The organism is Neisseria sp. HMSC075C10, assembly GCF_001815615.1.
Classification (GTDB): domain Bacteria; phylum Pseudomonadota; class Gammaproteobacteria; order Burkholderiales; family Neisseriaceae; genus Neisseria; species Neisseria subflava_A.
In genome coordinates this window covers 100,112-126,574 of record NZ_KV821259.1, presented here as the reverse complement: position 1 = coordinate 126,574, position 26,463 = coordinate 100,112, and the positions used below count along the sequence as shown (strand labels likewise).

General features: G+C 47.6%; 23 protein-coding genes. 12 read left to right on the top strand and 11 right to left on the bottom strand.

The annotated features are described in order from the left end of the window. Positions 1–156 precede the first annotated feature (156 nt). Positions 157–1,605: a decarboxylating NADP(+)-dependent phosphogluconate dehydrogenase gene (gene gnd / locus HMPREF3047_RS05340; RefSeq protein ID WP_070712434.1), complete on the bottom strand. Its 1,449-nt coding sequence runs from the start codon at positions 1,603–1,605 to the stop codon at positions 157–159. A gap of 482 nt (positions 1,606–2,087) precedes the next feature. Between gnd and ggt the strand changes: the two genes are divergently transcribed. Then, positions 2,088–3,857, top strand: coding sequence for a gamma-glutamyltransferase (ggt, locus tag HMPREF3047_RS05335; RefSeq protein WP_070712432.1), 1,770 nt, complete (start codon positions 2,088–2,090; stop codon positions 3,855–3,857). 237 nt (positions 3,858–4,094) lie between these two features. Here the strand turns inward: ggt and lpxC are convergent, their stop codons facing one another. After that, positions 4,095–5,009, bottom strand: a complete 915-nt coding sequence (gene lpxC / locus HMPREF3047_RS05330; RefSeq protein ID WP_070712431.1) for a UDP-3-O-acyl-N-acetylglucosamine deacetylase — start codon at positions 5,007–5,009, stop codon at positions 4,095–4,097. 651 nt (positions 5,010–5,660) lie between these two features. Here lpxC and gap point away from each other — a divergent pair. Further along, positions 5,661–6,665: a type I glyceraldehyde-3-phosphate dehydrogenase gene (gap, locus tag HMPREF3047_RS05325; protein WP_070712429.1), complete on the top strand. Its 1,005-nt coding sequence runs from the start codon at positions 5,661–5,663 to the stop codon at positions 6,663–6,665. Between the two features lie 95 nt (positions 6,666–6,760). Here the strand turns inward: gap and tsaA are convergent, their stop codons facing one another. After that, positions 6,761–7,435 carry a tRNA (N6-threonylcarbamoyladenosine(37)-N6)-methyltransferase TrmO gene (gene tsaA / locus HMPREF3047_RS05320; protein WP_070712428.1) on the bottom strand — a complete coding sequence of 225 codons (675 nt, stop codon included), beginning with the start codon at positions 7,433–7,435 and terminating at the stop codon, positions 6,761–6,763. A gap of 170 nt (positions 7,436–7,605) precedes the next feature. On the opposite strand from tsaA, the gene HMPREF3047_RS05315 reads away from it, so the two are divergent. The 5 genes from HMPREF3047_RS05315 to HMPREF3047_RS05295 all read left to right on the top strand — a co-directional run bounded on the left by HMPREF3047_RS05315 (position 7,606) and on the right by HMPREF3047_RS05295 (position 11,806). After that, the gene (locus tag HMPREF3047_RS05315; protein ID WP_070712426.1) at positions 7,606–8,241 is read left to right on the top strand and encodes a nicotinamidase; all 636 of its coding nucleotides are present in this window, start codon (positions 7,606–7,608) and stop codon (positions 8,239–8,241) included. 46 nt (positions 8,242–8,287) lie between these two features. Further along, a complete protein-coding gene (gene waaC, locus HMPREF3047_RS05310; protein ID WP_070712423.1) occupies positions 8,288–9,256 on the top strand; it encodes a lipopolysaccharide heptosyltransferase I in 969 nt (322 codons plus the stop codon). Between the two features lie 184 nt (positions 9,257–9,440). Continuing rightward, the gene (locus HMPREF3047_RS05305) at positions 9,441–10,190 is read left to right on the top strand and encodes an electron transfer flavoprotein subunit beta/FixA family protein (RefSeq protein WP_070712422.1); all 750 of its coding nucleotides are present in this window, start codon (positions 9,441–9,443) and stop codon (positions 10,188–10,190) included. 10 nt (positions 10,191–10,200) lie between these two features. Then, complete coding sequence (locus HMPREF3047_RS05300) at positions 10,201–11,133, top strand: electron transfer flavoprotein subunit alpha/FixB family protein (RefSeq protein WP_070712420.1); 933 nt, start codon at positions 10,201–10,203, stop codon at positions 11,131–11,133. A gap of 61 nt (positions 11,134–11,194) precedes the next feature. Continuing rightward, on the top strand, positions 11,195–11,806 hold the full coding sequence (locus HMPREF3047_RS05295) for an IMPACT family protein (protein WP_070712416.1): 612 nt from the start codon (positions 11,195–11,197) through the stop codon (positions 11,804–11,806). Positions 11,807–11,860: 54 nt separating this feature from the next. Here the strand turns inward: HMPREF3047_RS05295 and HMPREF3047_RS05290 are convergent, their stop codons facing one another. Next, positions 11,861–12,172, bottom strand: coding sequence for a DUF4298 domain-containing protein (locus HMPREF3047_RS05290; RefSeq protein WP_070712414.1), 312 nt, complete (start codon positions 12,170–12,172; stop codon positions 11,861–11,863). Positions 12,173–12,312: 140 nt separating this feature from the next. Between HMPREF3047_RS05290 and purD the strand changes: the two genes are divergently transcribed. Continuing rightward, positions 12,313–13,584, top strand: coding sequence for a phosphoribosylamine--glycine ligase (gene purD / locus HMPREF3047_RS05285; RefSeq protein WP_070712412.1), 1,272 nt, complete (start codon positions 12,313–12,315; stop codon positions 13,582–13,584). 71 nt (positions 13,585–13,655) lie between these two features. Then, the gene (locus HMPREF3047_RS05280) at positions 13,656–14,225 is read left to right on the top strand and encodes an L-threonylcarbamoyladenylate synthase (RefSeq protein ID WP_070712441.1); all 570 of its coding nucleotides are present in this window, start codon (positions 13,656–13,658) and stop codon (positions 14,223–14,225) included. Between the two features lie 385 nt (positions 14,226–14,610). Here HMPREF3047_RS05280 and HMPREF3047_RS05275 read toward each other — a convergent pair whose 3' ends face one another. Continuing rightward, positions 14,611–15,051: a surface-adhesin E family protein gene (locus HMPREF3047_RS05275; protein WP_004519182.1), complete on the bottom strand. Its 441-nt coding sequence runs from the start codon at positions 15,049–15,051 to the stop codon at positions 14,611–14,613. Between the two features lie 210 nt (positions 15,052–15,261). Between HMPREF3047_RS05275 and purB the strand changes: the two genes are divergently transcribed. Beyond that, on the top strand, positions 15,262–16,632 hold the full coding sequence (purB, locus tag HMPREF3047_RS05270; protein WP_070712409.1) for an adenylosuccinate lyase: 1,371 nt from the start codon (positions 15,262–15,264) through the stop codon (positions 16,630–16,632). Positions 16,633–17,253: 621 nt separating this feature from the next. Here the strand turns inward: purB and msrAB are convergent. Beyond that, entirely contained in the window at positions 17,254–18,822 is a 1,569-nt protein-coding gene (gene msrAB, locus HMPREF3047_RS05260) for a bifunctional peptide-methionine (S)-S-oxide reductase MsrA/peptide-methionine (R)-S-oxide reductase MsrB (protein ID WP_070712405.1), read from the bottom strand. 145 nt (positions 18,823–18,967) lie between these two features. On the opposite strand from msrAB, the gene ftsY reads away from it, so the two are divergent. Further along, on the top strand, positions 18,968–20,380 hold the full coding sequence (gene ftsY, locus HMPREF3047_RS05255) for a signal recognition particle-docking protein FtsY (protein WP_070712403.1): 1,413 nt from the start codon (positions 18,968–18,970) through the stop codon (positions 20,378–20,380). 158 nt (positions 20,381–20,538) lie between these two features. Here ftsY and HMPREF3047_RS05250 read toward each other — a convergent pair whose 3' ends face one another. From HMPREF3047_RS05250 to HMPREF3047_RS05230, 5 genes are all read right to left on the bottom strand, one after another. Further along, positions 20,539–21,435, bottom strand: coding sequence for a polyprenyl synthetase family protein (locus HMPREF3047_RS05250; protein ID WP_070712402.1), 897 nt, complete (start codon positions 21,433–21,435; stop codon positions 20,539–20,541). Then, positions 21,419–21,646: an exodeoxyribonuclease VII small subunit gene (locus HMPREF3047_RS05245; RefSeq protein WP_003681131.1), complete on the bottom strand. Its 228-nt coding sequence runs from the start codon at positions 21,644–21,646 to the stop codon at positions 21,419–21,421. The genes HMPREF3047_RS05250 and HMPREF3047_RS05245 overlap by 17 nt, the downstream gene beginning before the upstream one ends. Before the next feature lie 135 nt (positions 21,647–21,781). Beyond that, complete coding sequence (locus HMPREF3047_RS05240; protein ID WP_070712401.1) at positions 21,782–23,638, bottom strand: ribonuclease catalytic domain-containing protein; 1,857 nt, start codon at positions 23,636–23,638, stop codon at positions 21,782–21,784. 108 nt (positions 23,639–23,746) lie between these two features. Further along, complete coding sequence (locus tag HMPREF3047_RS05235; RefSeq protein ID WP_070712400.1) at positions 23,747–24,667, bottom strand: patatin-like phospholipase family protein; 921 nt, start codon at positions 24,665–24,667, stop codon at positions 23,747–23,749. 99 nt (positions 24,668–24,766) lie between these two features. After that, the gene (locus HMPREF3047_RS05230; protein WP_049349212.1) at positions 24,767–25,384 is read right to left on the bottom strand and encodes a tellurite resistance TerB family protein; all 618 of its coding nucleotides are present in this window, start codon (positions 25,382–25,384) and stop codon (positions 24,767–24,769) included. A 150-nt stretch (positions 25,385–25,534) separates the two neighbouring features. Here HMPREF3047_RS05230 and rsgA point away from each other — a divergent pair, with 150 nt between their 5' ends. After that, positions 25,535–26,401 (top strand): ribosome small subunit-dependent GTPase A, encoded by an 867-nt coding sequence (gene rsgA / locus HMPREF3047_RS05225; protein ID WP_070712399.1) that lies wholly within the window; start codon positions 25,535–25,537, stop codon positions 26,399–26,401. Positions 26,402–26,463 lie beyond the last annotated feature (62 nt).

Genomic DNA, 26,463 nt, shown 5'->3' with positions numbered 1-26,463 from the left:
TTGGGGAATTTTGCAAAGGTCTCGGCCTTTATTAATCTTTATTTATTTCATAAAGTTATCTATCAAATAGGTTAAATCGTTTCATTCTTTATTGTGGATAACCCTATAAAAAGGCCGTCTGAAATACTCAGACGGCCTTGTGTTTGCTCAGGCAAATTAAATATCGTATGTGGTTGAAGCGGTATCGCCGCCCTTGCCTGTCCAGTTGGTATGGAAGAACTCGCCGCGCGGTTTGTCGGTACGCTCGTAAGTGTGCGCGCCGAAGTAGTCGCGTTGCGCTTGCAGCAGGTTGGCTGGCAGACGCTCGGAAGTGTAGCCGTCAAGGAAGGTAATGGCAGAAGCCATGCAAGGCATCGGAATACCGCACTCAATCGCTTTGGCCACCACTTTACGCCATGCCGGCAGACAGGTTTCCAATACGCCTTTGAAATAAGGATCGGAACCCAAGAAGACCAAATCAGGATTGGCTTCGTATGCGTCGCGGATGTTGCCCAAGAACGCGCTGCGGATGATGCAGCCTTCGCGCCACAAGAGGGCAGTATTGCCGTAATTCAATGCCCAATCGTTGTTTTCGCTGGCTTCACGGATCAGCATAAAGCCTTGTGCATAAGAAATAATTTTGGATGCCAACAGGGCTTGGCGCAACGCATCCACCCATGCGGCTTTATCGCCTTCAATCGGGGTAATGGTTTTGCCAAACAGGCTGTTTGCTTGGACGCGTTGGTCTTTGAACGCAGAAACGCAACGTGCAAACACGGCTTCGGAGATCAGGGTCAACGGGATACCCAAATCGAGGGCATTGATGCCGGTCCACTTGCCTGTACCTTTTTGACCTGCGGTATCGAGGATTTTTTCGACCAAAGGTTCGCCGTTTTCATCTCTGTAACCCAAAATCGCGGCGGTAATTTCAACCAGATAAGAATCCAGTTCGGTTTTGTTCCACTCGTTGAAGATTTGGTGCATTTCGTCATAAGACATACCCAAACCGTCTTTCATGAATTGGTACGCTTCGCAAATCAACTGCATGTCGCCGTATTCGATGCCGTTGTGCACCATTTTGACGAAGTGGCCCGCGCCGTCACGACCGACCCAGTCGCAGCAAGGCTCGCCTTGAGGCGTTTTGGCGGAGATGGCTTGGAAAATCGGCTTAACGGCAGGCCATGCGGCTTCGTCGCCGCCAGGCATGATAGATGGGCCGTGACGCGCGCCTTCTTCGCCACCGGAAACGCCCGCACCGATAAAGCGGATGCCTTTTGCGGCCAGCTCATGTGTACGGCGGGTAGAATCAGGATAGTTGGCATTGCCGCCGTCAATAATGATGTCTCCTTCGTCCAAAAGCGGAACGAGTTGCTCGATAAAATCGTCAACAACAGAACCAGCGCGAACCATCATCATGATTTTTCGTGGTTTTTCTAATTTATCAACCAGATCTTGCAGTGAATATGCGCCGATAATATTGGTATTTTTGGCTGCGCCGTTTAAAAAATCATCTACTTTGCTGGTCGTACGGTTGAATGCAACAACTTTAAAACCATTGTCGTTCATGTTGAGAATCAGGTTTTGCCCCATCACGGCAAGGCCGATAACGCCAATGTCGCCTTTCATTTGGTGAAACTCCATTATTGATTAAATTTATCAAGCGTAACTCTAGCTGATTTACAACTTTTTAACAATCCTTAACTTTTTAATTTTTTGAAAAGATACCTTTACGTTTCAGACGGCCTTTGCCTTTGGGAAAACAAACTATAAATTAGATTTTAAATAATAAATAGAAGATGATATTGAGTGCTGCCACAGCTTGTTGATAACTTTGATTACAAAATTTTTTCAAATACTTAGCTGATATTTTTTGATGAGGATAAAGTATGGTCGACCTTGTTTGCAGATGTGGATAAAAATTTCCTGCTGCTTCATTCTGTGGGTAACTTTTTGCCTGTGCACAATCTTAGCTTGTTTTATACTTCTCTAATCGGAACTGATTGACTAGAGAAATAGTCAAATGGTTTTTTATTTCAAGCTATTTTCATATTTCCTTTTATTTAAGCTGGGAAAAGGCCGTCTGAAAATATTTCAATAAGGGTGTGCATATGAAGTTTTCCTTTAGTATTAATTTGTTATCCGTTTTGATTTTGGCCGCTTGTGCGCAACAGCCGGTTCAAAAGCCTCAAGTTGCCCTGTCCTCTGTATCTGTGGACAACCATGCGCCGGAACAAGGGACGGGGCTGACCGAGCAGAAATTGATCCGCGCCAAGCATTATATGGCGGCGTCTGCCAATCCGCTGGCAACTGAAGCCGGTTATGAAATTTTGAAGCGCGGCGGCAGTGCGATAGATGCGATGATTGCCATGCAGACAACTTTGGGACTGGTTGAGCCGCAATCTTCCGGATTGAGTGGCGGTGCGTTTTTGGTGTATTGGGACAATAAGGCGAAAAAGCTGACGACGTTTGATGCCCGTGAAACAGCGCCAAAAGCGGCAACACCGGAACTTTTCTTGGACGAAAACGGTAAACCGATGGGCTTTATGAAAGCGGTGGTCGGCGGCCGTTCAGTCGGTGTGCCGGGGATTCCGAAGCTGTTGGAAGATGTCCACAAGCGTTACGGCAAATTACCGTGGGCAAGTTTGTTTGAGAAACCGATTACTTTGGCGGAACAAGGTTTTGCCGTTTCTCCGCGTATGGCGAAATCCATCGAGCAAAATTTGGAACCTTTGCAACGTTATCCGCAAACTGCCGCTTACTTCCTGCCTGATGGCAAACCTTTGGCTGCGGGAACAGTTTTGAAAAACCCTGAATTTGCGCGTTCCGTACGCCTGTTGGCGGAAAAAGGCAGCACGCCGTTTTATCAGGGCGCGCAGGCGCAGAATATTGTCCGTGCCGTTACCGGCGCTGTGGATAATCCCGGCAAAATCAGCATGGCGGATTTGAAAAACTATCAAGTTATCGAGCGTAAGCCGGTTTGTGCGCCGTATCGTGAATATGAAGTTTGCGGCATGGGCGCGCCAAGTTCCGGCGCCATCGCTTTGGGGCAGATTTTGGGCGTATTGCAGAATCAGGATATGAAGGCGTTGGGATCGGAAAATATCCACAGTTGGCGCTGGATAGGCGATGCGTCACGGATTGCTTTTGCTGACCGTGATTATTATGTCGGCGATCCCAAGTTTGTGAACGTTCCGACCCGCGCCATGATTTCTCAGGCTTATTTGAAACCGCGTGCCGAAGAAATCCGCAAAGCTGACAAGGCATTGGAAACTATTCAGGCAGGTAAGTTCGGCAAAGAATACGCGCAAGGCATGGCGATCGAGCTGCCGTCCACCAGCCATTTGGTGGTTGTGGATAAAGACGGCAATGTCGTGTCGATGACGACTTCGATTGAAAACGCGTTCGGTTCGGGGCTGATGGCAAACGGTTATCTGCTCAACAACGAATTAACTGATTTTGCCTTCAATCCTGTCGGCGCGGACGGTAAAACGGTGGCCAACAGCGTGGCAGGCGGCAAACGTCCGCGTTCTTCGATGGCGCCGACCATTGTGATGAAAGACGGAAAACCTTATATGGCGGTCGGTTCGCCGGGCGGCAGCCGTATTATCGGTTTCGTTGCTAAAACGTTAGTGGCGCATATCGACTGGGGTATGGACATTCAGACGGCAATTTCATTGCCGAATATGCTCAATCGCGGCAGCCAGTATGAAATCGAGGATAAAACTGCTGCAGCGGACAAAGCAGCTGCATTGGAAAAACTGGGCTACAAAGTCCAAATCCGTGATTTGAATTCCGGCGTGCAAGGCATTGTGATTGGCAAAGACGGTTTGCTCGGCGGCGCCGACCCACGCCGCGAAGGCAAGGTCATGGGCGATTAATATTGTCAGTTTGACATGTAAAGGCCGTCTGAACAGCTTCGTTTCAGACGGCCTTTTTAGTTTGGGAAAATATATGGATAAGATGTGTATAAGAATAACGTTAAATTTTAATATTTTTATTTTTCAATAAGATAAAAGGAATGAATATGTGGATAATTACTTGTGGAAAAGGACATGATTGAGGCCGTCTGAAAGGTTCAGACGGCCTTTTCATTGGACTGTTTTATCTATTTTCTATCAGGCTGCCGGCAACTCGTGAAAAGCGCTGGGCAAGTCTTCGTCATCGGCAAACTCAACCCATTCGTAAGCGCTTTCATCTGCCAAAACGGCACGTAACAGTGCATTATTGATGGCATGGCCTGATTTGTAACCTTCAAATGCGCCGATAATCGGATGGCCGACAATGTACAAATCACCAATCGCATCCAGGATTTTGTGGCGGACAAATTCATCGGGATAGCGCAAACCTTCCGGATTCAAAACATCCATGTCGTCAATCACGATGGCGTTGTTCAAATTGCCGCCCAGTCCGAGATTATGGGCACGCATCATTTCCACTTCGTGCATAAAGCCGAAGGTACGGGCGCGGGCAATCTCATCGATATAGGATTTTCCTGCAAAATCAATCTCGAAAGTAGGTGCACTGCGGTTGAATACGGGATGGTCAAATTCGATGGTTAAAGTAACTTTAAAGCCGTCATAAGGCGTAAAGCGTACCCATTTTCCGGTTTCTTTGATTTCAATGGGTTTGAGGATTCTCAAAAAACGTTTTTGGGCTTTTTGATCCACCACGCCTGCATCTTGTAAAAGGTAAATAAACGGCAGGCTGGAGCCGTCCATAATCGGAATTTCAGGCGCGTTCAATTCAATCAAGGCATTGTCGATGCCGTAGGCAGACAGAGCCGACATAATGTGTTCAATCGTGCCGATGCGCACGCCTTTATCGGTAACGATGGTTGAAGAGAGGCGGGTATCATTGATCAAATAAGGATTCAATTTGATTACTTCGCCCATTTCTCCACTTAAATCAGTACGGCGGAACGAAATACCGCTGTTTTCTTCAGCAGGATGCAAAGTCAGAGCGACCCTTTCGCCCGAATGCAGGCCAACGCCGGTAACGCTTACTGATTTGGCTAAAGTCCGTTGCAGCATAATTGCTTCCTTTTAAAAAGTCTGATGGGCAAATGATACGTTAAAAAGGAAAAAACAAGCCATCATTTTTAATAGTATTTGCCAATATAGATGTTTTGTGGGGGTGAAATTCAATGTTTAAATTATCCACAAAAATATGTGAAATTGAAGTGGGTAATTTGGGTTTTATCCATAGATAAATAGGGAAACTAAGATTCTATCCTTTTTTATTCCGGCATTCAGTTGAGGTTGGCCTCAAAGATAAAAAGGAATTATCAAATTGGTTTTAAAGAAAGTTATTCCGTTATCCACAGATAGTTTGGTTCTTCATCAAACTCATCATTTTAAAAATTAAAATATTATGATTTGAAGAAAACACTGAATTATCAACACAAAAATGGCAAAATACGGAAGAAATAGAACTAAGTTTATGATTTCCATAAACTTATGAAACTTTTAAGATTGGAAAATAGTTTTTATGAAATAAAATATCAAAAGCTAAGTCTGATTCGATTTTCCTGATATTTTTCTACAAACAAGAATTTCATGTTTTCTTTATTTAAATCAAACAACTTAAAAGTAATCATCTGTAATCCTAGAAAGTAATTTTATTTCAGGATACAATGGTCTTACTGAAAAATTTTTCCCATTCCATCTAATAGGAGTAGCAAAATGAGTATTAAAGTAGCGATTAATGGTTTTGGCCGCATCGGTCGTCTGGCATTGCGTCAAATTGAAAAAGCCCAAGGTATCGAAGTCGTTGCTGTTAACGACTTGACTCCTGCCGATATGCTGCTGCACCTCTTTAAATACGACAGTACTCAAGGCCGCTTTGAAGGCTCTGCCGAATTGAAAGATGATGCGATTGTTGTGAACGACAAAGAAATCAAAGTATTTGCCAATCCTAATCCTGAAGAATTGCCTTGGGGTGAGCTGGGTGTGGACGTCGTCCTCGAATGTACCGGTTTCTTTACCAGCAAAACCAAAGCAGAAGCCCATATCCGTGCCGGTGCGCGCAAAGTTGTAATTTCGGCTCCTGGCGGCAATGATGTGAAAACCGTTGTATACGGCGTAAACCAAGATATTTTGGATGGTAGCGAAACTGTCATCTCTGCCGCTTCTTGTACGACTAACTGTCTGGCTCCTATGGCTGCGGTATTGCAAAAAGAATTCGGTATCGTCGAAGGCTTGATGACCACCATCCACGCCTATACCGGTGACCAAAACACTCTTGATGCACCTCACCGTAAAGGCGACTTCCGCCGCGCCCGTGCCGCTGCCTTGAATATCGTACCGAACAGCACCGGTGCCGCTAAAGCCATCGGCTTGGTTATCCCTGAATTGAACGGCAAGCTTGATGGTTCTGCCCAACGCGTTCCTGTTGCTACCGGCTCTTTGACCGAACTGGTTTCTATTCTCGAACGCCCTGTTACCAAAGAAGAAATCAATGCAGCCATGAAAGCCGCCGCTAGCGAGTCTTATGGCTACACTGAAGATCAAATCGTTTCTTCCGACGTTATCGGTATTGAATACGGCTCACTCTTCGATGCGACTCAAACCCGCGTGATGACAGTTGGCGACAAACAATTGGTAAAAACCGTTGCTTGGTACGACAATGAAATGTCTTACACTTGCCAATTGGTTCGTACCTTGGAATTCTTTGCTGGTAAAATCTAAAGGATAACAGGCTAAATCAATCAGTCTGTGGATAATTAAAAGGTCGTCTGAACATTTCAGACGGCCTTTTGTTTGTAGATAAATTCAATTTGCAATCAGATTATGGATAGTTTAATCACTGTGGCACATTTGTTTTCTATCCTAAACTGTACTTCATAATCCGCAATATTCATCACATAAATACGTTCGGGAATATCTTGATAGGCAGGGCGAGGATCTTGGGCGATGCTTTGTTCAATGAGATGTTTTTCTTCTGTGGATAAATGTTCCGCAAGCGTACTTTCTGCCCAAACAACGTTCAATTCTTCAGGTTTGCCGCTGACAAAGCCTGATGATGCGTCAGGTTTGGATTCGACAAACGGGATGTAGGGTTTGATATCCACTACCGGGGTACCGTCCAATAGGTCTGCACCACTGCAATAGATGCGGATAGGTTTGCCTGTTTCGATACGTTCGAGTTTCAGCAGGGATAAACCGAGATGATTAGGGCGGTGCGGGCTGCGCGTGGCAAATACGCCCATTTTTTGTTTGCCTCCAAGCCGTGGCGGACGCACCATTTGCGCCCAACCTTCATCCAATACGCCGTGGAAAATAAAACTTATCCACACATAGTCGAAATCTTCCAAGCCCCGAACGCTGTCTGCGGCAAATTCAGGAGTGAGTTCAATGCAAATTTCTGCCGCAGGAACCAAACCGGGTTGGCGGGCAATGCCGAATTTTTGTTTGTAGGGGGAATGAACGGTTGCAATAGGCGTAATCGAATAGGACATAATTTGTGGATAAATATTCTGTGCAAACTGTCATCATATCACAGATGTTTTCCCACATTTTGCGGTAGTAATTTGTTATAATACAAAGCATTTATTCCAAATGTCCGTACATTGGCAATAAATGAATGATTTAAATTATTTAAAATAAAATCAATAGGTTATATTAATACATGATTATTTCCATCGATGTAGATGCACAAAAAACGTTTACGCCTTTGTGTCCGAAAGAATTGCCTGTTGCCGAAGGTCATCTGATTGCGGATGAACTCAATGCCCAAGCTGCATTGGCGGATTTACGTGTTATGACGAAAGATGCGCATCATACCGCGGCAAAATGGCTTGTGGATAATCCTATTGATATGTTGAAACCGACGGGTTTACCCGATGCGGATTTGACTTGGGTGTCGCATGCGATGGTTGGAACATATGGCTATGAATTGTTGGATGGCCTGCCTTCAGCCAAAGAATACGATTATTGCGTTTGGAAAGGCGTTGATCCTGAGTTGCATCCTTACGGCGCATGTTTTCACGATATTGAGGAAAAGCTCAGTACAGGTTTGATCGAATGGTTGCGCTGTCAAAATGCAGATACAGTTATTGTCGGCGGTTTGGCAACGGATTATTGTGTGAAGACAACGGTTTTACAATTGCTTAAAGGCGGGGCTTGGAAAGTCATCGTCAATCAGGCGGCTTGTCGCGGCATTGCTCCAGAAACGGTTGAATCTGCATGGTGTGAAATGCATTCTGCCGGGGCAGTTATTTTAGAAAACGCTGAAAAAATAAAAGAATACATTAATAATCAATAAATTATATTTGAAATTCTGTTGTTTCACGTGAAACATTTTCCAAAATATGAAGATTTTACTTGTCCGCTTGTCCAGTATGGGCGATTTAATTCATACGTTGCCCGCAGTTGAAGATTTGGCGCGACAATGTCCTGAGGTAGAGCTCCATTGGCTGTGTGAGTCAGGGTTTGCAGATATTGCGCGCTTGCATCCTTTTGTCAAAAAGGTTCATGTAATGAAATGGCGGCAGTGGCGCAAACACCTTTTTCAGGCTGAAACATGGCGTGAAATAGGCCGTCTGAAAACGGATTTACAGGCTGAATCTTTTGATTTTGTTTTAGATAGTCAAGGACTGATTAAAAGCGCATGCTTTGCCAAAATGGCGAAATCCCCTATTTACGGTTTGGATAAACACAGCGCGCGTGAAAGTTTGGCTGCCCTTGCGTACAGTAAAACGTTTGCCGTACCGAAAGGTAAAAATGCGGTTTGGCGAAACCGTGAATTATTCGCCCAAGTATTTGGTTATACAATGCCTGAAACGCAGGTATTTGGTTTGTCGGTTCCTGAATCAGGCCGTCTGAAAAATGTGCAATCCCCTTATTATGTTGCTTTGCATGCAACCAGTCGCGACAGTAAATTATGGCCGGTAGAAAACTGGCGTGCATTATTGAAAAAGTTGAATGAAGAGCAACAATGCAATGTATATCTGCCGTGGGGAAATAAAACCGAAAAAATGCGAGCCGAACAGATTGCAAGCGGTTTACCGTTTGCTTTCGTCTGCGACAAGATGAATTTATTACAGGCCGCATTTTTATTAAAAAACGCAGAGGGTATTGTTGGCGTAGATACCGGGTTGCTGCATCTTGCCAATGCGTTGGAAAAGCCTGTTATAGGAATTTATACAGATACAGATCCGGCCAAGACCGGCGTTCAAGTTTCGGCTTATGCAAAGAATTTAGGCGGTATTGCTCAAATTCCCAATGTTGACGAGGTTTACCAAACCTTAATGGATTGTGTTGCAGCATACGGTAAATAATTGCTGGAGAGTTAGATTTATTTTCTGAGTAAATGCTTTAGAAATGATATAATTCCGCTCTATTTGCCAAGATTTATACAAATTTGGTTTTGTCATGTTGGTGAAAACCGAATTGGATTTTATATAAAGAATGTATCAAAATCAGCATGTTTGATTTGATGGACATTCTTTTTAGGAGAATTGAATGAAAGCACTGGTCGCAGTAAAGCGCGTAGTGGACTACAACGTCAAAGTTCGTGTGAAAGCCGATGGTTCCGATGTGGATATCGGTAATGTCAAAATGTCGATGAACCCGTTTGATGAAATCGCGGTAGAAGAAGCTGTCCGTTTGAAAGAAGCCGGAAAAGTAAGCGAGATTGTTGCTGTTTCTCTTGGCGAGAAAAAATGCGAAGAGACGTTGCGTACTGCTTTGGCGATGGGTGCCGACCGTGCGGTTCATGTTGAGACTGATGCGAAGTTGGAGCCTTTGGCTGTCGCAAAATTACTGAAAGCTGTTGCGGATAAAGAAAATCCGCAAATTTTACTGCTGGGCAAACAGGCAATTGACGATGACGCCAACCAAGTTGCCCAAATGCTGGCTGCGTTGTTGAATGCGGCTCAAGGTACTTTTGCATCAAAAGTGCAAATTGAAGGCGAAGAAGCATTGGTAACCCGTGAAATTGACGGCGGCGAAGAAACTGTTGCGTTGAAGTTGCCTGCGGTGATCAGTGCGGATTTGCGTTTGAACGAACCACGCTTTGTCAAACTTCCTAATATCATGGCGGCAAAGAAAAAGCCTTTGGAAAAATTAAGTCCTGCCGATTTGGCTGTGGATATTTCTCTGCGTTTAAATACCGTGAAATTTGCTGAACCTAAAGCACGTCAAGCCGGTGTGAAAGTGGCTGATGTTGCCGAGTTGGTTGAAAAGCTGAAAAACGAAGCCAAAGTGATCTAAGGAGTATGAAATGAGCGTATTGATTATTGCGGAACATAATAACCAACATTTGAATCCTGCCACTTTGCATGCGGTAACGGCTGCCGCCAAATTAGGGAATGTAGATTTATTGGTCGCCGGCAGTAATGCTGCTGCGGTGGTTGAAGAGGCAAAACAGGTAGCAGGCGTGGCGAAAGTTTTGGTAGCCGATGCGCCCTATTACGCTGAAGGTTTGGCAGAAGAATTGGCGCCTTTGGTTGTTAAACTGGCTGCGGATTACCGCTATGTGGCTGCGACTGCAACTGCGTTTGGTAAAAATCTTCTGCCCCGGGTCGCTGCCTTGTTGGATGTACCACAAGTTTCGGATTTAACCGAAGTTGTGGATAACTCGACATTTGTCCGTCCGATTTATGCCGGTAATGCGTTTGAAACTGTTCAATCCGATTCTGAAAAACTGGTGCTGACTTTCCGTGCGACAGCATTTGATGCTGCCGGACAAGGCGGTAATGCAGAAGTGGTCAATGTTGAAGCAACGCCTGCTCAAAACCTGAGCCGTTTCGTAAACCGTCAACTTTCCCAATCTGACCGTCCTGAATTGACTCAGGCGAAAGTGATTGTTTCCGGTGGCCGTGCATTGGGTAGTGCTGAAAAATTCAATGAAGTATTGACTCCTTTGGCAGATGTTTTGGGTGCGGCGATTGGTGCGTCCCGTGCGGCAGTGGATGCTGGGTATGCGCCAAACGATGCCCAAGTGGGTCAAACCGGTAAAGTGGTTGCGCCGCAACTGTACTTCGCTATCGGTATTTCCGGTGCTATCCAACACGTTGCCGGTATGCAAGACAGTAAAGTAATTGTTGCCATCAACAAAGATGCTGATGCGCCTATTTTCAATGTAGCAGACTACGGCTTGGTTGGTGATTTGTTTGAAGTTGTGCCTCAACTGACTGAAGCACTGAAAAACTAATGTTTCACGTGAAACGTTCAGACGGCCTTTTATAACAAAGGCCGTCTGAAAATATTTTGGCATGATTACGACCTATAAAACCATTACCACACCGACACAGGCTGAATTTAAAGATAAAGGCAGCCGCTTCATCGCATATGCCTATCCGATCCGCACGTTAGCTGATGTGAAGAAATATCTCGACCCATTAAAGGAAGAGCACCACAAAGCACGACATTGGTGTTACGCCTACCGATTGGGTGTGGATGGAATGCAGTTTCGCGCAAATGATGATGGAGAACCGTCTGGAAGCGCTGGCCGCCCTATTTTAGGGCAGATTGATTCTGTCGGCGTAACGGATGTATTGGTTGTGGTTGTGCGTTATTTTGGCGGTACGCTATTGGGTGTTCCCGGTTTGATTCATGCCTATAAGGAATCAACGGCTCAGGCACTGGCGATAGCTGAAGTTGTTGAAAAGAATGTTGAAAAAACGGTTTGGTTGAAATGTGAATATCCAGTTTTGAATGAGGTGATACGGATTGCCAAACAATATCAGGCCGATATTGTGGAACAGGATTTGCAGCTGGATTGTAAGTTGACAGTAAAAATAGCGCTGGCAGATTATGAAGCCTGTATTGCCACCTGGAAAAATACGCGCCAAATTGAAGTAAATACTGAGAAGCCGTTTGAATAAAAGGTCGTCTGAACATATTTGAGAAATCAAAAGTTTCAGACGGCCTTTGATGTTTTAGACTTGGTATTTGTCTAAAGCATTTACGCTTGAGCGCAGGTGTTCCCAAGCCAGTTGATGAAATTCCCCCAGTGCGTTCCATAGGGCATCTTCGCTCATAATGCTGTATTCGCCCTGTGTATGCAAATCAACATCTGCCCCTTCTTCAATGGCTTGATGGCATGCTTGGTATTCGTTGGTATAGAATTCATCCATGTCCTGCATAAGGCTTGCAGCATGTTTCCAGCGGGCAATATCTGCTTCCAGTTGCGGCAGTAATTCGCACCATTCGCGGTATTTGCTTTGAATTTCGTCAATACGTTTTTGCATGATTTTCCTTTCGTTGTTTGAAATTAGAGTATGGTTGTCTTGGTGCAATATTATTCTTAATTTGAAACAGCTATACAAGATGGAACAATAATTCCATCGATTGAATTTTATTTACAACATCTATTCTTCAAGGAGATGGTATGAAATTGCTCGTTATTGGTAATGGTGGGCGTGAACACGCACTGGCTTGGAAATTGGCGCAGTCGTCTAAAGTAGAAACTGTCTTTGTTGCACCTGGTAATGCCGGAACGGCAATTGAGCCTAAACTGCAGAATATCGCATTAACGGCGCATCAAGATTTGATTGATTTTTGCCGGAATGAAAATATTGCTTTTACAGTAGTCGGCCCTGAAGCGCCTTTGGCTGCGGGTGTGGTGAATGACTTCCGTGCTGCCGGATTGAAGATTTTTGGCCCGACTCAATACGCGGCCCAGCTGGAGAGCTCAAAGGATTTTGCTAAAGCATTTATGGCAAAATATAAGATTCCAACCGCGCAATACCAAACTTTTGAAAATGCCGATGCGGCACATGATTACTGCAACCAAAAAGGTGCGCCGATTGTTATTAAGGCGGATGGTTTGGCTGCCGGTAAAGGCGTGATTGTCGCTATGACTTTGGATGAAGCCCATGCCGCTATCGACGATATGTTGTTGGGCAATAAAATGGGCAATGCAGGCGCGCGCGTCGTGATTGAAGATTTCCTGCAAGGCGAGGAAGCGAGCTTTATCGTTATGGTGGACGGCAATCATGTTTTACCGATGGCAACCAGCCAAGACCATAAACGCCTGCTGGATGACGACAAAGGCCCTAATACCGGCGGTATGGGCGCATACAGCCCTGCTCCGGTGGTAACGCCTGATGTGTACGAGCGCGCGATGAATGAAATTATTTTGCCGACTGTGGCCGGTATGAAAGTAGAAGGTTATGAATTTACCGGCTTTTTATATGCGGGCTTGATGATTGATAAAACCGGTGCGCCTTATACCATCGAATTCAACTGCCGTTTCGGCGATCCTGAAACCCAGCCGATTATGAGCCGTTTGGATAGTGATTTGGTGGACTTGGTTGAAGCGGCAATCGATGGCAAACTGGATAGTGTCACTGCCGAATGGAATCCGCAGACTGCAGTAGGCGTGGTGTTGGCTGCACAAAATTATCCTGACTCTCCGAAAAAAGGCGATGTGATTTCCGGCTTGGATAAGGCCAATCAAATCGGTAAAGTTTTCCATGCCGGTACTGCAACGAATGAAAAAGGTGAAGTGGTAACCAACGGCGGCCGTGTGTTGTGTGTAGTCGGTTTGGGCGATGATGTTGCACAAGCTAAAAGCAAGGCTTATGAGGCATTGGAAACCATCCGTTTTTACGGTATGCAATACCGTAAAGACATTGCCGATAAAGCCATCAACCGTTAATAATGAATAGAAATAGGCCGTCTGAACACAGATTGTCCGACAATCGCAGTTTCAGACGGCCTTGGTATATGATGATGTTCCCCAGAATTTTATCGGCTGCAGCCCAACACAAGCTGCAGGCGCATCTTAAAAAAGGCGGTTTGGTCGCCTATCCTACCGAGTCTTGCTATGGCTTGGGCTGTATCCCTACTTTGCCCAAAGCGCTCAATCAACTGATTCATCTGAAAAAACGACCGCAACACAAAGGCATGATTGTTATAGGCCATAGCTTGGAACAGTTGCAACCTTTGCTGCAAAGGCCGTCTGAAAATATCCAAACCATGCTGCATGAAGCATGGCCTGCTCCGAAAACTTTTTTATTGCCGGTTGGAAAAAAAGTATTGCCCTCATTGCGTGGGAAAGGACGCAGTAAATTGGCTGTCAGGGTTCCTGCGCATGCAGGTGCAAGGCGCTTGTGTCAGGTTTTGGAAATGTCTTTAGTCTCTACTTCATGCAATCGTGCAGGCAAACGGGCATGCAAAACGGAAAGGGAAGTCAGAAGACAGTTTGGCAGGAAAGTATGGGTTGTAGGCGGATTGATAGGTAAGCAGAAAACGCCTAGCCAGATTATTGACGGAGAAACAGGGGCAAGGCTACGTTAAAGAAGGGTTGTATCATCAAAGGAAAGGTATTTATTTGAAGAAGCAAATTTTTTCCAAAAGATTGGAATACCTGTGTGAAAAGCATTTAGTGCAGATCCAGTTTGATACATAGCAGTCTGTAAATACAGATCGATTAAGCAGATGGTAAGTCAGTAAATAGAGTAGAAAGCAGTATTTTGTGAAATGCTCTGGCAAAGAGTGAAGCAAATTTTGAGCGTGAATGAATCGCTGTAATAAATTATTTTTGAATAAACAAATTTTGTGGATAAATTTGAAGATAAATTTCCATCAAAACATAAAAAGGCCGTCTGAAACTTGATATTCAAAGCATTCAGACGGCCTTTTAAATATTTAAACTGTGGATAACTTTGTGAATAAGTGTGGATTAAAGCTTATGTCCGCACACGGTTTCGTATTGTTTTTCAGTAATCGTGCCGCTCATGACGCTCATTGGGCGGATGCTGGTCGGCGTATAGCTTTGGTTGGAAATTACCCGGCCGTGTTCGTCCATCAGTTGCAGCGCTGCCAGGCGATAGGTTTTGTTTGAGCAATGAATTTCCCAGCTGCCGATGGCCGTTTTATAGGCCGGGGTGTTAACGAAACGTTCCTCTTTCAGTTTGGAAACGGTTTTTTTATCGCGGAAAGTAACCAGTGCGCCATTTCTTTTAATGCTGCTTCTATCAATGGCCACTTTGATATTGCCTTCAGAGATGGTGCCGATATTGGTCCAGCTGCCGCCACCGCTCGATGTGGTGGTTGTTTCACAGGCACTCAACATCAAAGCCGCAAATACGGTTGCAGCTAGGGAAAAACGTTTGATATTCATAAAACCTCATTATTTACAGAAAGTCAGCCGATATTATCCGTGAAGATGGCATATATCGTAAATCGATTTTGCAAAGTTGAACCTCTGAAAAGAAATTTATGAAAAATACGCTGAAAAGGCCGTCTGAAACCTGTCTTTCAGACGGCCTTGGAGTGTAAAATCATGTATAATTGCAAACAATTTGGTTTTCATCCCATAGGAAGATCCGACATGATTAACCCTATCGCTGCACTTTCCCCATTAGATGGCCGCTACGCCAAATCCGTTGAAGCATTGCGTCCGATTTTCTCCGAATACGGCCTGATGCGTGCGCGTGTCAAAGTTGAATTAAACTGGCTCAAAGCCCTTGCTGCCGAGCCTAAGATTGTAGAAGTTCCTGCTTTCAGCGATTTTACGCTTGCCGAAATCGACAAAGTGATCGAAACCTTCTCGCTTGAAGATGCCGCCGCCGTCAAAGCCATTGAGGCGACCACCAATCACGACGTCAAAGCCATCGAGTATTGGCTTAAAGAACGCTTCTCCGGCGTGCCTGAAGTGGCTGCTGCCAGCGAGTTCATCCACTTTGCCTGCACCAGCGAAGACATCAACAACCTGTCCCACGCTTTAATGCTGCAAGAAGCGCGTGAGACTGTTTTGCTGCCGAAACTAGCCGAAATCATCGAAAAACTGACCGGCATGGCGCATGAGTTGGCTGCCGTCCCTATGATGAGCCGCACGCATGGCCAGCCTGCTACACCAAGCACACTGGGTAAAGAAATCGCCAATGTTGTGTACCGCCTGCAACGTCAGTTTAAAAACCTGCAAGCGCAAGAGTTCCTCGGCAAAATCAATGGCGCAGTCGGCAACTACAATGCCCATATGGTCGCTTATCCCGATGTAGATTGGGAAACCCATTGCCGCAACTTCGTTGAAATCAGCCTCGGCCTGACCTTCAACCCCTACACCATTCAAATCGAGCCGCACGACTATATGGCGGAATTCTTCCAAGCCATCAGCCGTGTCAATACGATTCTGGTCGACTTCAACCGCGATGTTTGGGGCTACATTTCTTTGGGTTACTTCAAACAAAAAGTCAAAGCAGGCGAAGTCGGTTCTTCCACCATGCCGCACAAAGTCAATCCGATCGACTTTGAAAACTCCGAAGGCAACCTTGGTATGGCTAATGCCGTATTGGGCTTTTTGTCTGAAAAACTGCCGATTTCCCGTTGGCAGCGCGACCTGACCGACAGCACCGTATTGCGCAACATGGGCGTAGGCGTGGGCTATACCGTATTGGGCTTTGCCGCCCATCTGCGCGGTCTGAACAAGCTTGAGCCGAATCCTGCCGCCCTTGCTGCCGATTTGGACGCTACTTGGGAGCTGCTGGCCGAGCCGATCCAAACCGTAATGCGTCGTTACGGCGTGGCCAATCCTTACGAGAAGCTGAAAGACCTGACGCGCGGTAAAGACGGCATTACGCCTGAAGTGTTGAAACTCTTTATCGAATCGTTGGAAATTCCGGCAGAAGCCAAAGCCAAATTGCTTGAGCTGACCCCTGCGTTGTATGTGGGTAAGGCCGAAGAGTTGGCAAAACGAATTTGATTTATAAAAAAGCCATTTGAAGATTCAAATGGCTTTTTTTGAATTAAATATATAGTATAAAAATAATGAAGAAAGTTTTAAATGTCTAAATATTTTCTAAGTAAGGAAAATTTGATTGTATGGTTACCAATCGGCTTGTTAGTCAGTATATTACATTTTCATGGAAAAATTCCTTTTAAAGAGATATTTGATACTTTCATGGGTTTGACTCTAATATATGTATTATTGGCATATCTTCATTTTCTTAGGTTTCTACAATTATGTAATTTTCCGTATCTTGTTTCTATTCAAATAGAGGCAAGAATTATTGATGTTTTAAATAGTATTGTCTCTTTTCTAATTGGATTCTCGATATGTACAAGTTTTTTTATACCCTTTTGGAAAGAAAGTTCTGAAGGATATCTCTTTCTTTTCTTTTTTGATATTGCGGTTCTAGTGTTTACGATGCTTCCTATATGCTTGAATTTGTGGGAAGAAATTAGAGATAAAAAAATTAAATATATTTTGATATCAGTAATGTATTTAATACTTTCTATTGCATCATTTTATGACATGACTAAATAAATTATAAATTTAAGGCCGTCTGAAATCTTTTCAGACGGCCTTTTTCGATTCAAACCGTTATTTTACTTTGTCTTTCAATGCGCCGTAGCCGGCAGCGTCCATTTCTTCCAAAGGAATGAATTTCAAACTTGCGCCGTTGATGCAATAGCGCAGTCCGCCTTTGTCTTTCGGCCCGTCGGGGAAAACGTGTCCCAAGTGTGAATCGGCGGCATGGCTGCGCACTTCGGTGCGGCGCATGTTGTAGCTGAAATCGTCGTGTTCGGTAACGGCGGAGGCATTAATTGGATGGGTAAAGCTCGGCCAGCCGCAGCCAGAATCGAATTTGTCGACAGAGCTGAACAGGGGTTCGCCGCTGACGATGTCCACATAAATGCCAGGTTTGAACAAGTGGTCGTATTCGTGGCTGAAGGCGTATTCGGTCGCGCTGTTTTGGGTAACTTGGTATTGCTCTTCGGTCAGGAGGCGTTTGAGTTCGGCATCGCTGGGCTTTTTATACGTTGCCGCGTCAAAGCCTTTGCCTTGCGGGGCGGCTTTGGTTTTGCCCGGCAGCGGTTCGTCGGCTTTGCGGATGTCGATGTGGCAGTAGCCGTTGGGGTTTTTAATCAGGTAGTCCTGATGGTATTCCTCGGCGTCGTAGAAGTTTTTCAGCGGCTCGTTTTCGACGACGAGGGGAAGTTTGTATTTTTGCTGCTCGCGTTTGAGTGCGGCGGCGATGACGGCTTTTTCGGCGGGGTCGGTGTAGTACACGCCACTGCGGTATTGCGTGCCGGTGTCGTTGCCTTGTTTGTTGAGGCTGGTCGGGTCAACGACGCGGAAATAGTATTGCAGGATGTCGTCTAGGCTGAGTTTGTCGGCATCGTAGGTGACTTTGACGGTCTCGGCATGGCCCGTATCGCGGTAGGACACGTCTTCGTAGCTTGGGTTTTCCGTTTTGCCGTTGGCGTAGCCGGATACGGCATCAAGCACGCCGTCTATGCGTTGGAAATAGGCTTCCAAGCCCCAAAAGCAGCCACCGGCGAGGTAGATGGTGCGCGTATTCATGATTGCTGAATCCTTTTTCTGTGTGTCGGGTTTGTAAAATGTGTTTTTCAGACGGCCTAAATCGGCATCGGGATCGCGGATTAACGCCAATGCCTGCGCTTCGTTGATGCTGCCTTTGACGATGCGCTGCACGTCGCCGTCTTTGCCGATTAATGCCCACGAAGGGTAAACACTGATATTCAGGCTTTGGGCGATGGTGCCGCCGTTGTCGGTAACGACGGGCAGCTTAGGATAATTCAAACCGGCATACCATTTTTGAAAGTCGCCGTCTTTTTTCTCGTGTAGAAAACCGGGCGAGGCAATGGTAATCAGGTTGGCAGAACCGAATTTTGCATCTTGCGCCCATTTTTCGGTCTGCCCCAGTTCGGACAAACACAAAGGACACCAACTTGCCCAAAATTTAATCAGGGTAGGTTTGTCTTTTTTCAGGAAAACACTGGCAGGGCGGTTTTCAGGGGTTTTTAATGAGGACAATGCCTGCGGTACGGTTGCGGCTTCGGTATCCATCATTTTGGATGAGCAGGCGCCAAGCGCAAGCAGGCAGCCGAACTTGGTGCAAAGTGAAAATAATGTGCGGGGATTCATCTCTATGTTTCCTTTATGGATGGTTTGTTTTGTTAGACGCTGGAAATGCCAAAACCTTACAACCTTGATTTTCAGACGACCTTGCCACGTAAAATACGCTACAATACTCCCTATTTCAAGTTTCTAAAATTAAAAGGAAAATTTAATGTTCAGCTTCTTCCGTCGCAAGAAAAAACAGGAAACTCCGGCTCCTGAGGAGGCCCAAGCTCAGGAAACCGCAGCAAAAGTAGAATCTGAAGTTGCTCAAGTAGTTGAAAATATTAAAGAAGATGCCGAATCTTTAGCAGAAAACGTCAAAGGGCATGTTGAATCAGTTGTCGAATCGGCTGTTGAAACTGTCAGCGAAACCGTCGAGCAGGTTCGAGAAGCTTTGACCGAAACGCCGTCTGAAACAGTCGAAAAAGTAGAAGAACACGTTGAAGTGGCAAAAGAAGCGGCTGTTGAAACCGTCAGTGAGGCTGTTGATCAGGTAAAGGAAACCGTTGCCGAGATGCCGTCTGAAGTGGCCGAGGCTGCTGAGGAAGTAGCAGAACAGGCCGAAGCAGTCAAAGAAGAAGCTGTTGAGGCAGTTAGCGAAGCTGTCGAGCAAGTTCAAGAAGCCGTTGCGGAAACACCGGCTGAAGCCCCTGCTCCGGCAGAAGAACATAAGCTCAGTTGGGCTGCGCGTTTGAAACAAGGCTTGACCAAATCACGCGACAAAATGGCAAAATCGTTGGCCGGTGTGTTCGGCGGCGGACAAATCGACGAGGATTTGTACGAAGAGCTGGAAACCGTGCTGATTACCAGCGATATGGGCATGGAAGCTACCGAATACTTGATGAAAGACGTGCGCGACCGTGTCAGCCTTAAAGGCCTCAAAGACGGCAACGAATTGCGCGGCGCGCTGAAAGATGCGCTGTACGATTTGATTAAGCCTCTGGAGAAGCCTTTGGTCTTGCCGGAAACCAAGGAGCCTTTCGTGATTATGCTTGCCGGTATCAACGGCGCAGGCAAAACCACATCTATCGGCAAATTGGCCAAATACTTCCAAGCGCAGGGTAAATCTGTGTTGCTGGCGGCAGGCGATACTTTCCGTGCCGCTGCGCGTGAGCAGCTTCAAGCTTGGGGCGAACGCAACAATGTAACCGTGATTTCGCAAACCACAGGCGATTCCGCAGCCGTTTGCTTCGATGCCGTCCAAGCCGCGAAAGCGCGCGGGATCGATATCGTGCTGGCTGATACTGCCGGCCGTCTGCCGACGCAGCTTCATTTGATGGAAGAAATCAAAAAAGTGAAGCGCGTGTTGCAAAAAGCCATGCCTGATGCGCCACATGAAATCATCGTCGTGCTTGATGCCAACATCGGTCAAAACGCCGTCAACCAAGTAAAAGCCTTTGACGAAGCGCTGGGTCTGACCGGCCTTATCGTCACCAAGCTAGACGGTACGGCCAAAGGCGGCATCCTTGCTGCCCTTGCCTCCGACCGCCCTGTTCCTGTCCGCTACATCGGCGTAGGCGAAGGTATCGATGATTTGCGTCCGTTTAATGCCAAAGCGTTCGTAGATGCCCTATTGGATTAACAAGGCAGGCTAAGGATTTGTGAACGCTGTTTGCAGGGTGTTTCATGCACTTTGAAGGCTCTGTATTCGGTATGGGATACCTAAGCCAAACAAGCTGTTAAAAAGGCCGTCTGAAACCTAAAATCAGGTTTCAGACGGCCTTTATTTTATTTGCAGGTTTAGTTTTTCCTTGCGGTAACAAACTCTGCCAGTTGGTGTAGGCGCAGGGCTTTGTCGCCGAATGGCTCGATCAGGGCAACGGCTTCTGCAATCAGCGTTTCTGCGTAAGTGCGCGCGGCGTGCAGGCCCATCAGTTTGACGTAGGTCGGTTTGTCGTTGTCCGAGTCTTTGCCGGCGGTTTTGCCCAAAGTGGCAGTATCGGCTTCGCAGTCCAATACATCGTCGATCACTTGGAAAGCCAGGCCCAATTTGGCGGCGTAGTGGTCTAAGGTTTGGATTTGCGCCGGTGTTAAGTCTGGGCAGGAAAGTGCGCCTAAGGCCACGGCCGCGCGGATGAGTGCGCCGGTTTTGAGGCTGTGCATCTGTTCCAATTCGGCCTGATTCATGGCTTTGCCGACATTGGCAAGGTCGATGGCTTGTCCGCCCGCCATGCCGAGGCTGCCCGATGCCTGAGCCAGCGTGGACAACATGGCAAGCTGGCGCTCGGCAGACAGGCCTGTCGGACGGCTCAGTACATCAAAGGCTTGGGTTTGCAGCGCATCGCCGACCAAAAGGGCTGTTGCTTCATCGTATTGCACATGGCAGGTCGGTTTGCCGCGACGCAGGCTGTCGTTGTCCATTGCCGGCATATCGTCGTGAACCAACGAATAGACGTGTACCATTTCGATGGCCGCCATCGCCTGCTCGACGGCATTTTGGTTTGCTTCGCCCAATTCGGACGCGGCAAGCACCAAGAGCGGACGCAGCCGTTTGCCGCCGCCGAGGGTAACGTAACGCATGGCTTCGTGCAGCGTGTGCGGCACTTGGCTTTCAGACGGTAAGAAATGCGCCAGCAGCAATTCGGTTTGCGCTTGGGCTTTTTGCTGCCATGTTTTGAGTTCATTCGCCGGGTTCAAGGTTCAACTCCTTCAGTTCGCCGGCATCCAAGACTTGCAGTTTCTGCTCGACTTCCGCTAATTTGGTTTGGCAGTATCTAACCAATTCGTTGCCTTCCTGATAGGCGGCCAGGGCGTCTTCCAGCGGCATTTCGCTGCTTTGCATGGCCTGGGTCAGGGTTTCGAGGCGGGATAAGGCTTCTTCAAAGGATTGGGGGGCGTTTTTTTTCATGGTTTGAAATGATGGGCAGAAAAGGGGAATTGTAGCATTTTTAGATGATGAAGGCCGTCTGAACAGGGGTGAAAACGAAATCAAAGATTTCTGTTTCTGCGTTCAGACGGCCTTTTTTTAAACGGAATAATGTTATCAGCCCGGTAAAACGGCTTTTTGATAGTTGAGCGCGATAAACTGCTTCTCGGCATCCAATTCGGTGATTTTGAACAATGCCTGCGATTTGGGCAGCGCGTCAAACGGAATACCGGTCGCGCGCGTTACCAGCGGCAGGCCTTCAATGCGGACGAGGTCTTCTTTGAGGATGGTGGCCGTCAGCTCGCTCGTGCCTTGCTGTTGCAGATAGACGAGGCTCCAGTAGGCTTCCATTTGGCGTTGGAAGTCGGCGTAGGCTGTATAGGCGGCATCAAAGTCGCGCAGCGCGGCGAAAAGCTCGGCATCGCTGTTTTGATACAGCGGCTCGGCCGTGTCGTCGATCAGGCTGATCAGCTGCTTTTGGTTGATGTAGTCAGCGGCGCGGCGCAGAGGCGAGGTAAACCAGCCGTAATGCTGCACACCCATGCCGATGTGCGGCTCGGATTTGGTGCTCATGCGCACTTTGCCTGCCGGTTGGACGCGGAAAAGGCCGGGCAGCTCGTTTTCGTCCAGCATTTGCGCCCAAGTGCTGTTGGCAAGAATCATCATCTCGCTGACCAGCGTATCGATGGGCGAACCGCGTTCGCGGCGGACGACGGATACGTTGCCTTCCTCATCCAATTCGATGCTGTAATCGTATTGCGGCGCACGGTCGGGTTCATATTTGCCGCGTGCTTTTTGCAGGGCGATGGCGAATTGATAGAACCAAATCAGGTCTTGATGGTGGGCAAACATCATTTCGCCGGCTTCGTCCAAGCCGGTTTCGGCGTTGAAATGCGGCTCGATGGCTTGAATGCGCAGGTTTTCGGCGATGTTGACCGCTTCGATTTTGCAGGTTGGCGCGCCGACGTTGAACTCGCTGTCCACATCAAAATAAATGCTGACGGCAGGTTGGTACGCGCCCGCATCAAGGCTGAACGCGGCAATCCAGTTTTCGGGCAGCATGGTGATTTTGCCGCCGGGGAAATAAACCGTGCTCAAGCGTTCCATGATGTTTTTTTCCATTTTGTCGCCTTGTTTAATGGCAAGCGACGGCGCGGCGATGTGGATGCCAACGCGTTTCATGCCATTGCCCAAGTCAGTCAGGCTCAAGGCATCATCGACTTCGGTGGTCGATTCGTCGTCAATGGAAAAGGCGGTAACGTCGGCTTTGGGCAAGTTGGGCATTTCAGGAAGCGGAAGGTCGGGGAAGCCTGTTCCTTTGGGGAAATATTTGATTTCAAACCCGTCTTGCAGGTATTGGGGAATGGACGTAATGCCGCCTGTTTTTTTCGCCAGTTCGTAGGCGGAGGTTTTCAGCGCATCGGCGGCTTTGGTAAAGGCTTTGTAGGTCAGCGACTGCTTGTCGGGCGCGTGCAGGATGGTTTTCAGATCCGCTGCGATTTCAGACGGCATCTCGCCGCGTTTCAAGGCTTCCGCCCAAGCGTCGATTTGCGCGTCTTGTTGTTTTTTGCGTTCGATGGCGGCAAGCGCTTGTTTTAAGGTTTCTTCGGGCGCGGCTTTGAACACGCCTTTGGCTTTTTTGTAGAAATACATCGGCGCGGCGTAAAGCGCAATCAAAGTCGCCGCCAGCTCGGTTTTGGTCGGCGCATGGCCGTAATATTCTTCGGCGATGGCTTCGGCGGTAAATTCCTCTTCGCCGCATACTTCCCACAATAAATCGGTGTCGATATCCGCCGCCTGTGCCTGCGCGTTTTCCAAAAATGCCGCCATATCGCCGTCAAACTCGGCAAAGACATTGTTTGCCTTCACTTTGGTGCGTTTGCCGTGTTGGGTATCGACTTGGTAGGTGGCGTCGTTTTTTTGGACGATGGAGGCAACTTTGAATTGGCCGGACTCTTCGTAAAAGATATTCATTTTTTTCGGATTTTATGATTTGTAGGAAACGCGTGATTTTAGCAGATTTGCACAAGAAAGGCCGTCTGAAAAACATACTTTCAGACGGCCTGTTCAAACGGCGGATGATTAATACTGATATGCCGCCAGTTTGCGTTTGATTTCAGGCAGGGCTGCGCGTGCGGCCTGTTCACCCAGTTGGATGGCGCGTTGTTTTTGGTCGAAGCCGCCAACCGAACCCAGCTCCAAAACCTGCGGTTTGATGACCACATTGGCTTGTCCCAATTCTTGATGCAACGCAGTTTGACTCATCACGTTGAAGGTTTGGTCAAGATAGGAGAACATGCCTTGGCTGACATTTTTGGCCGGACGGGCGGAAATATCGACGGCAATGATGAAGTTTGCGCCCATTTTTTTCGCCGCGCTGACCGGTACGGGTTGCGACAGGCCGCCGTCTACATATTTGCGGTTGCCGATGACGACAGGCTGGAATACGTTTGGAATCGACGCAGAAGCGCGGACGGCCTGTCCGGCATTGCCTACGTTGAACACCACCGGTTTGCCGCTTTCAAAATCAGTCGCAACGGCGGCAAACTTGATGGGGAACTGCTGCATCGGGCGGTTGCCGACTTTGCGGTTGATGTAGTTTTGCAGTTTTTCGCCTTTGATGAAGCCGCTGGTGGACAAGGTCAAATCCACCAAATCGGTTTTACCCAAAATTTCCGCTTCCAATTCGAGGCGGTCGGGCGACATTCCCGAAGCGTACATACTGCCGACAATCGAGCCTGCGGATGTGCCGGTAACAATTTTGACCGGAATATTGTTTTCTTTCAAAACCTTAATAATCCCAATATGGGCAAAGCCTTTGGACGCGCCGCCGCCCAAAGCCAGCGCAACTGTGGCTTTCGGTTTGGGTGCAGGATGCGAAACCGTATTTTGACCCTGCGTAGAAGGTTTGGATTGCGGTGCGTTGCCGCTCGGACAGGCAGCCAATACCAAGACGGACGAAGCGGCTAAAAACGTTTTGAATGTGGAAAAAAGTTTATTCATGTTCAGACAGCCTTTAATATGTCGAAAGGGTTATTTTACTCTGAAATTAAGTCGAAAGGCCGTCTGAAATCAAGTTTCAGACGGCCTTTTAAATCAAGCTTAAGCCAATTCGAGCTGTTTTTCCAAGCTTTCGACCAGTTGGTCGTCCAAATTCAAAGCTTGGGACAAACGGCTCAGGAACACAATTTCCTTGCGCGACAAGTCCGCGCAGACCAATCGGGCCGCTAGATAAGTTTCGGCTGCCAAAGCCTCGTCGCTGCCGACCGAAGCGGCAATTTGCTCGATAGAGGCCGGTTGCGCATATTCCGCCTGCAGCCATGCCGCCGTTTCCGCATCGCTGCCGCTTTCACGCTCAATCGCCGCGCGTTCTGCATCGTCAATCAGGCCGTCTGAAGCCGCCGCCGCAATCATCGTTTGCAAAATCACACGGCTGTGGTTTTCACCAATCAGACCGGCAGGTTGGAACGCACTTTGCGGCAATTCGTCCTGCTGGCGGTTTTGTTTCCAGTTTTGATAGCCTTTATAAGCCAGGAAACCCAAAGCAGCGACCGAGCCGGCCTTGACCAGCTTTTTCGTATTTTTCTTTTTCAACAGCATCGATGCCAAAGCACCCGTCAGCGCACCGCCGCCGAAAGAATTGAGCGGGCTGTCCGCCACCGCTTTGCCGCCTTTTTGAGCCGCACCCAAAACCTGATTGAGCAACTGACTGAAATCCATAAAAAATCTCCTGAAAACAAATACATTGCAAATATAGGGCAGAAACACCAAAAAACCAAGCCAAAGAAAGTTAAAAGGTGCAAACAAGTTTTCAGACGGCCATAGCCGACTTTCGGTACAATCACACCATTCCAAACAATAAACCCCATCATGACCGATACCGCCCAAATCATTACCAGCTATGGCCGCCGCTATATTGTCCGCACTCCCGACGGTCAAATATATGACGCCACCACCCGCAAAAAACGCGTCGATTTCGCCTGCGGCGACCAAGTCCGCATCAGCCCCATCAACGGCGAACAAGTCGTGATTGAAGACTACCTCCCGCGCGAAAGCCTGCTCTACCGCCAAGACGCATGGAAAACCAAACTGATTGCCGCCAACGTTACCCAACTGCTCATCGTAACCGCCGCCAGCCCCTCACCCAGCGAAGCCCTGTTGCAACGCGCCCTCCTCGCAGCCGAAGCGGCCGGCATCAACGCCGTTATCGTCCTCAACAAAGCCGACCTCCCCGAAACCGCCCAATGGCGCGAGAAACTCAAATTCTACGAAACCCTCGGCTACTCTGTGGTCGAAACCAATGCATTGGAAAACGCCGACATCCTGCGTCCCATTTTAGAAGGGCAAACCAACATCCTGCTCGGACAAAGCGGCATGGGCAAGTCCACCCTGACCAACGCCCTACTCGGCAACCAAGCCGCCCGAACCGGCGACATTTCCACCGCACTCGACTCCGGCAAACACACCACCACCCACGCCCAACTATACGATTTAAACGCAGAAACCCGACTCATCGATTCCCCCGGCCTGCAAGAATTCGGCCTGCACCATCTCCAAGCCGCCGATTTACTGCAATACTTCCCCGACCTGCGCCACCTCATCGGCCAGTGCCGTTTCCATAACTGCACCCACCGCGCCGAACCCGGCTGCGCCGTCAAAGCCGCTGCCGAATCAGGCGAAGCCAAACCCGAGCGCATCGAATTTCTGCAACGCGTTACCGATGAATTGTTAAGATAAAGATTGAACGGAAACTAAGCGTTTGGATAAATAAAAAGGCCGTCTGAAACTTTCAGACGGCC

What these genes read in the sequence shown, in the direction of transcription:
- gnd (WP_070712434.1), bottom strand. Translation starts at nt 1,605, where the DNA reads ATGAAAGGCGACATTGGCGTTATCGGCCTTGCCGTGATGGGGCAAAAC.
- ggt (WP_070712432.1), top strand. Translation starts at nt 2,088, where the DNA reads ATGAAGTTTTCCTTTAGTATTAATTTGTTATCCGTTTTGATTTTGGCC.
- lpxC (WP_070712431.1), bottom strand. Translation starts at nt 5,009, where the DNA reads ATGCTGCAACGGACTTTAGCCAAATCAGTAAGCGTTACCGGCGTTGGC.
- gap (WP_070712429.1), top strand. Translation starts at nt 5,661, where the DNA reads ATGAGTATTAAAGTAGCGATTAATGGTTTTGGCCGCATCGGTCGTCTG.
- tsaA (WP_070712428.1), bottom strand. Translation starts at nt 7,435, where the DNA reads ATGTCCTATTCGATTACGCCTATTGCAACCGTTCATTCCCCCTACAAA.
- HMPREF3047_RS05315 (WP_070712426.1), top strand. Translation starts at nt 7,606, where the DNA reads ATGATTATTTCCATCGATGTAGATGCACAAAAAACGTTTACGCCTTTG.
- waaC (WP_070712423.1), top strand. Translation starts at nt 8,288, where the DNA reads ATGAAGATTTTACTTGTCCGCTTGTCCAGTATGGGCGATTTAATTCAT.
- HMPREF3047_RS05305 (WP_070712422.1), top strand. Translation starts at nt 9,441, where the DNA reads ATGAAAGCACTGGTCGCAGTAAAGCGCGTAGTGGACTACAACGTCAAA.
- HMPREF3047_RS05300 (WP_070712420.1), top strand. Translation starts at nt 10,201, where the DNA reads ATGAGCGTATTGATTATTGCGGAACATAATAACCAACATTTGAATCCT.
- HMPREF3047_RS05295 (WP_070712416.1), top strand. Translation starts at nt 11,195, where the DNA reads ATGATTACGACCTATAAAACCATTACCACACCGACACAGGCTGAATTT.
- HMPREF3047_RS05290 (WP_070712414.1), bottom strand. Translation starts at nt 12,172, where the DNA reads ATGCAAAAACGTATTGACGAAATTCAAAGCAAATACCGCGAATGGTGC.
- purD (WP_070712412.1), top strand. Translation starts at nt 12,313, where the DNA reads ATGAAATTGCTCGTTATTGGTAATGGTGGGCGTGAACACGCACTGGCT.
- HMPREF3047_RS05280 (WP_070712441.1), top strand. Translation starts at nt 13,656, where the DNA reads ATGATGTTCCCCAGAATTTTATCGGCTGCAGCCCAACACAAGCTGCAG.
- HMPREF3047_RS05275 (WP_004519182.1), bottom strand. Translation starts at nt 15,051, where the DNA reads ATGAATATCAAACGTTTTTCCCTAGCTGCAACCGTATTTGCGGCTTTG.
- purB (WP_070712409.1), top strand. Translation starts at nt 15,262, where the DNA reads ATGATTAACCCTATCGCTGCACTTTCCCCATTAGATGGCCGCTACGCC.
- msrAB (WP_070712405.1), bottom strand. Translation starts at nt 18,822, where the DNA reads ATGAATCCCCGCACATTATTTTCACTTTGCACCAAGTTCGGCTGCCTG.
- ftsY (WP_070712403.1), top strand. Translation starts at nt 18,968, where the DNA reads ATGTTCAGCTTCTTCCGTCGCAAGAAAAAACAGGAAACTCCGGCTCCT.
- HMPREF3047_RS05245 (WP_003681131.1), bottom strand. Translation starts at nt 21,646, where the DNA reads ATGAAAAAAAACGCCCCCCAATCCTTTGAAGAAGCCTTATCCCGCCTC.
- HMPREF3047_RS05240 (WP_070712401.1), bottom strand. Translation starts at nt 23,638, where the DNA reads ATGAATATCTTTTACGAAGAGTCCGGCCAATTCAAAGTTGCCTCCATC.
- HMPREF3047_RS05235 (WP_070712400.1), bottom strand. Translation starts at nt 24,667, where the DNA reads ATGAATAAACTTTTTTCCACATTCAAAACGTTTTTAGCCGCTTCGTCC.
- HMPREF3047_RS05230 (WP_049349212.1), bottom strand. Translation starts at nt 25,384, where the DNA reads ATGGATTTCAGTCAGTTGCTCAATCAGGTTTTGGGTGCGGCTCAAAAA.
- rsgA (WP_070712399.1), top strand. Translation starts at nt 25,535, where the DNA reads ATGACCGATACCGCCCAAATCATTACCAGCTATGGCCGCCGCTATATT.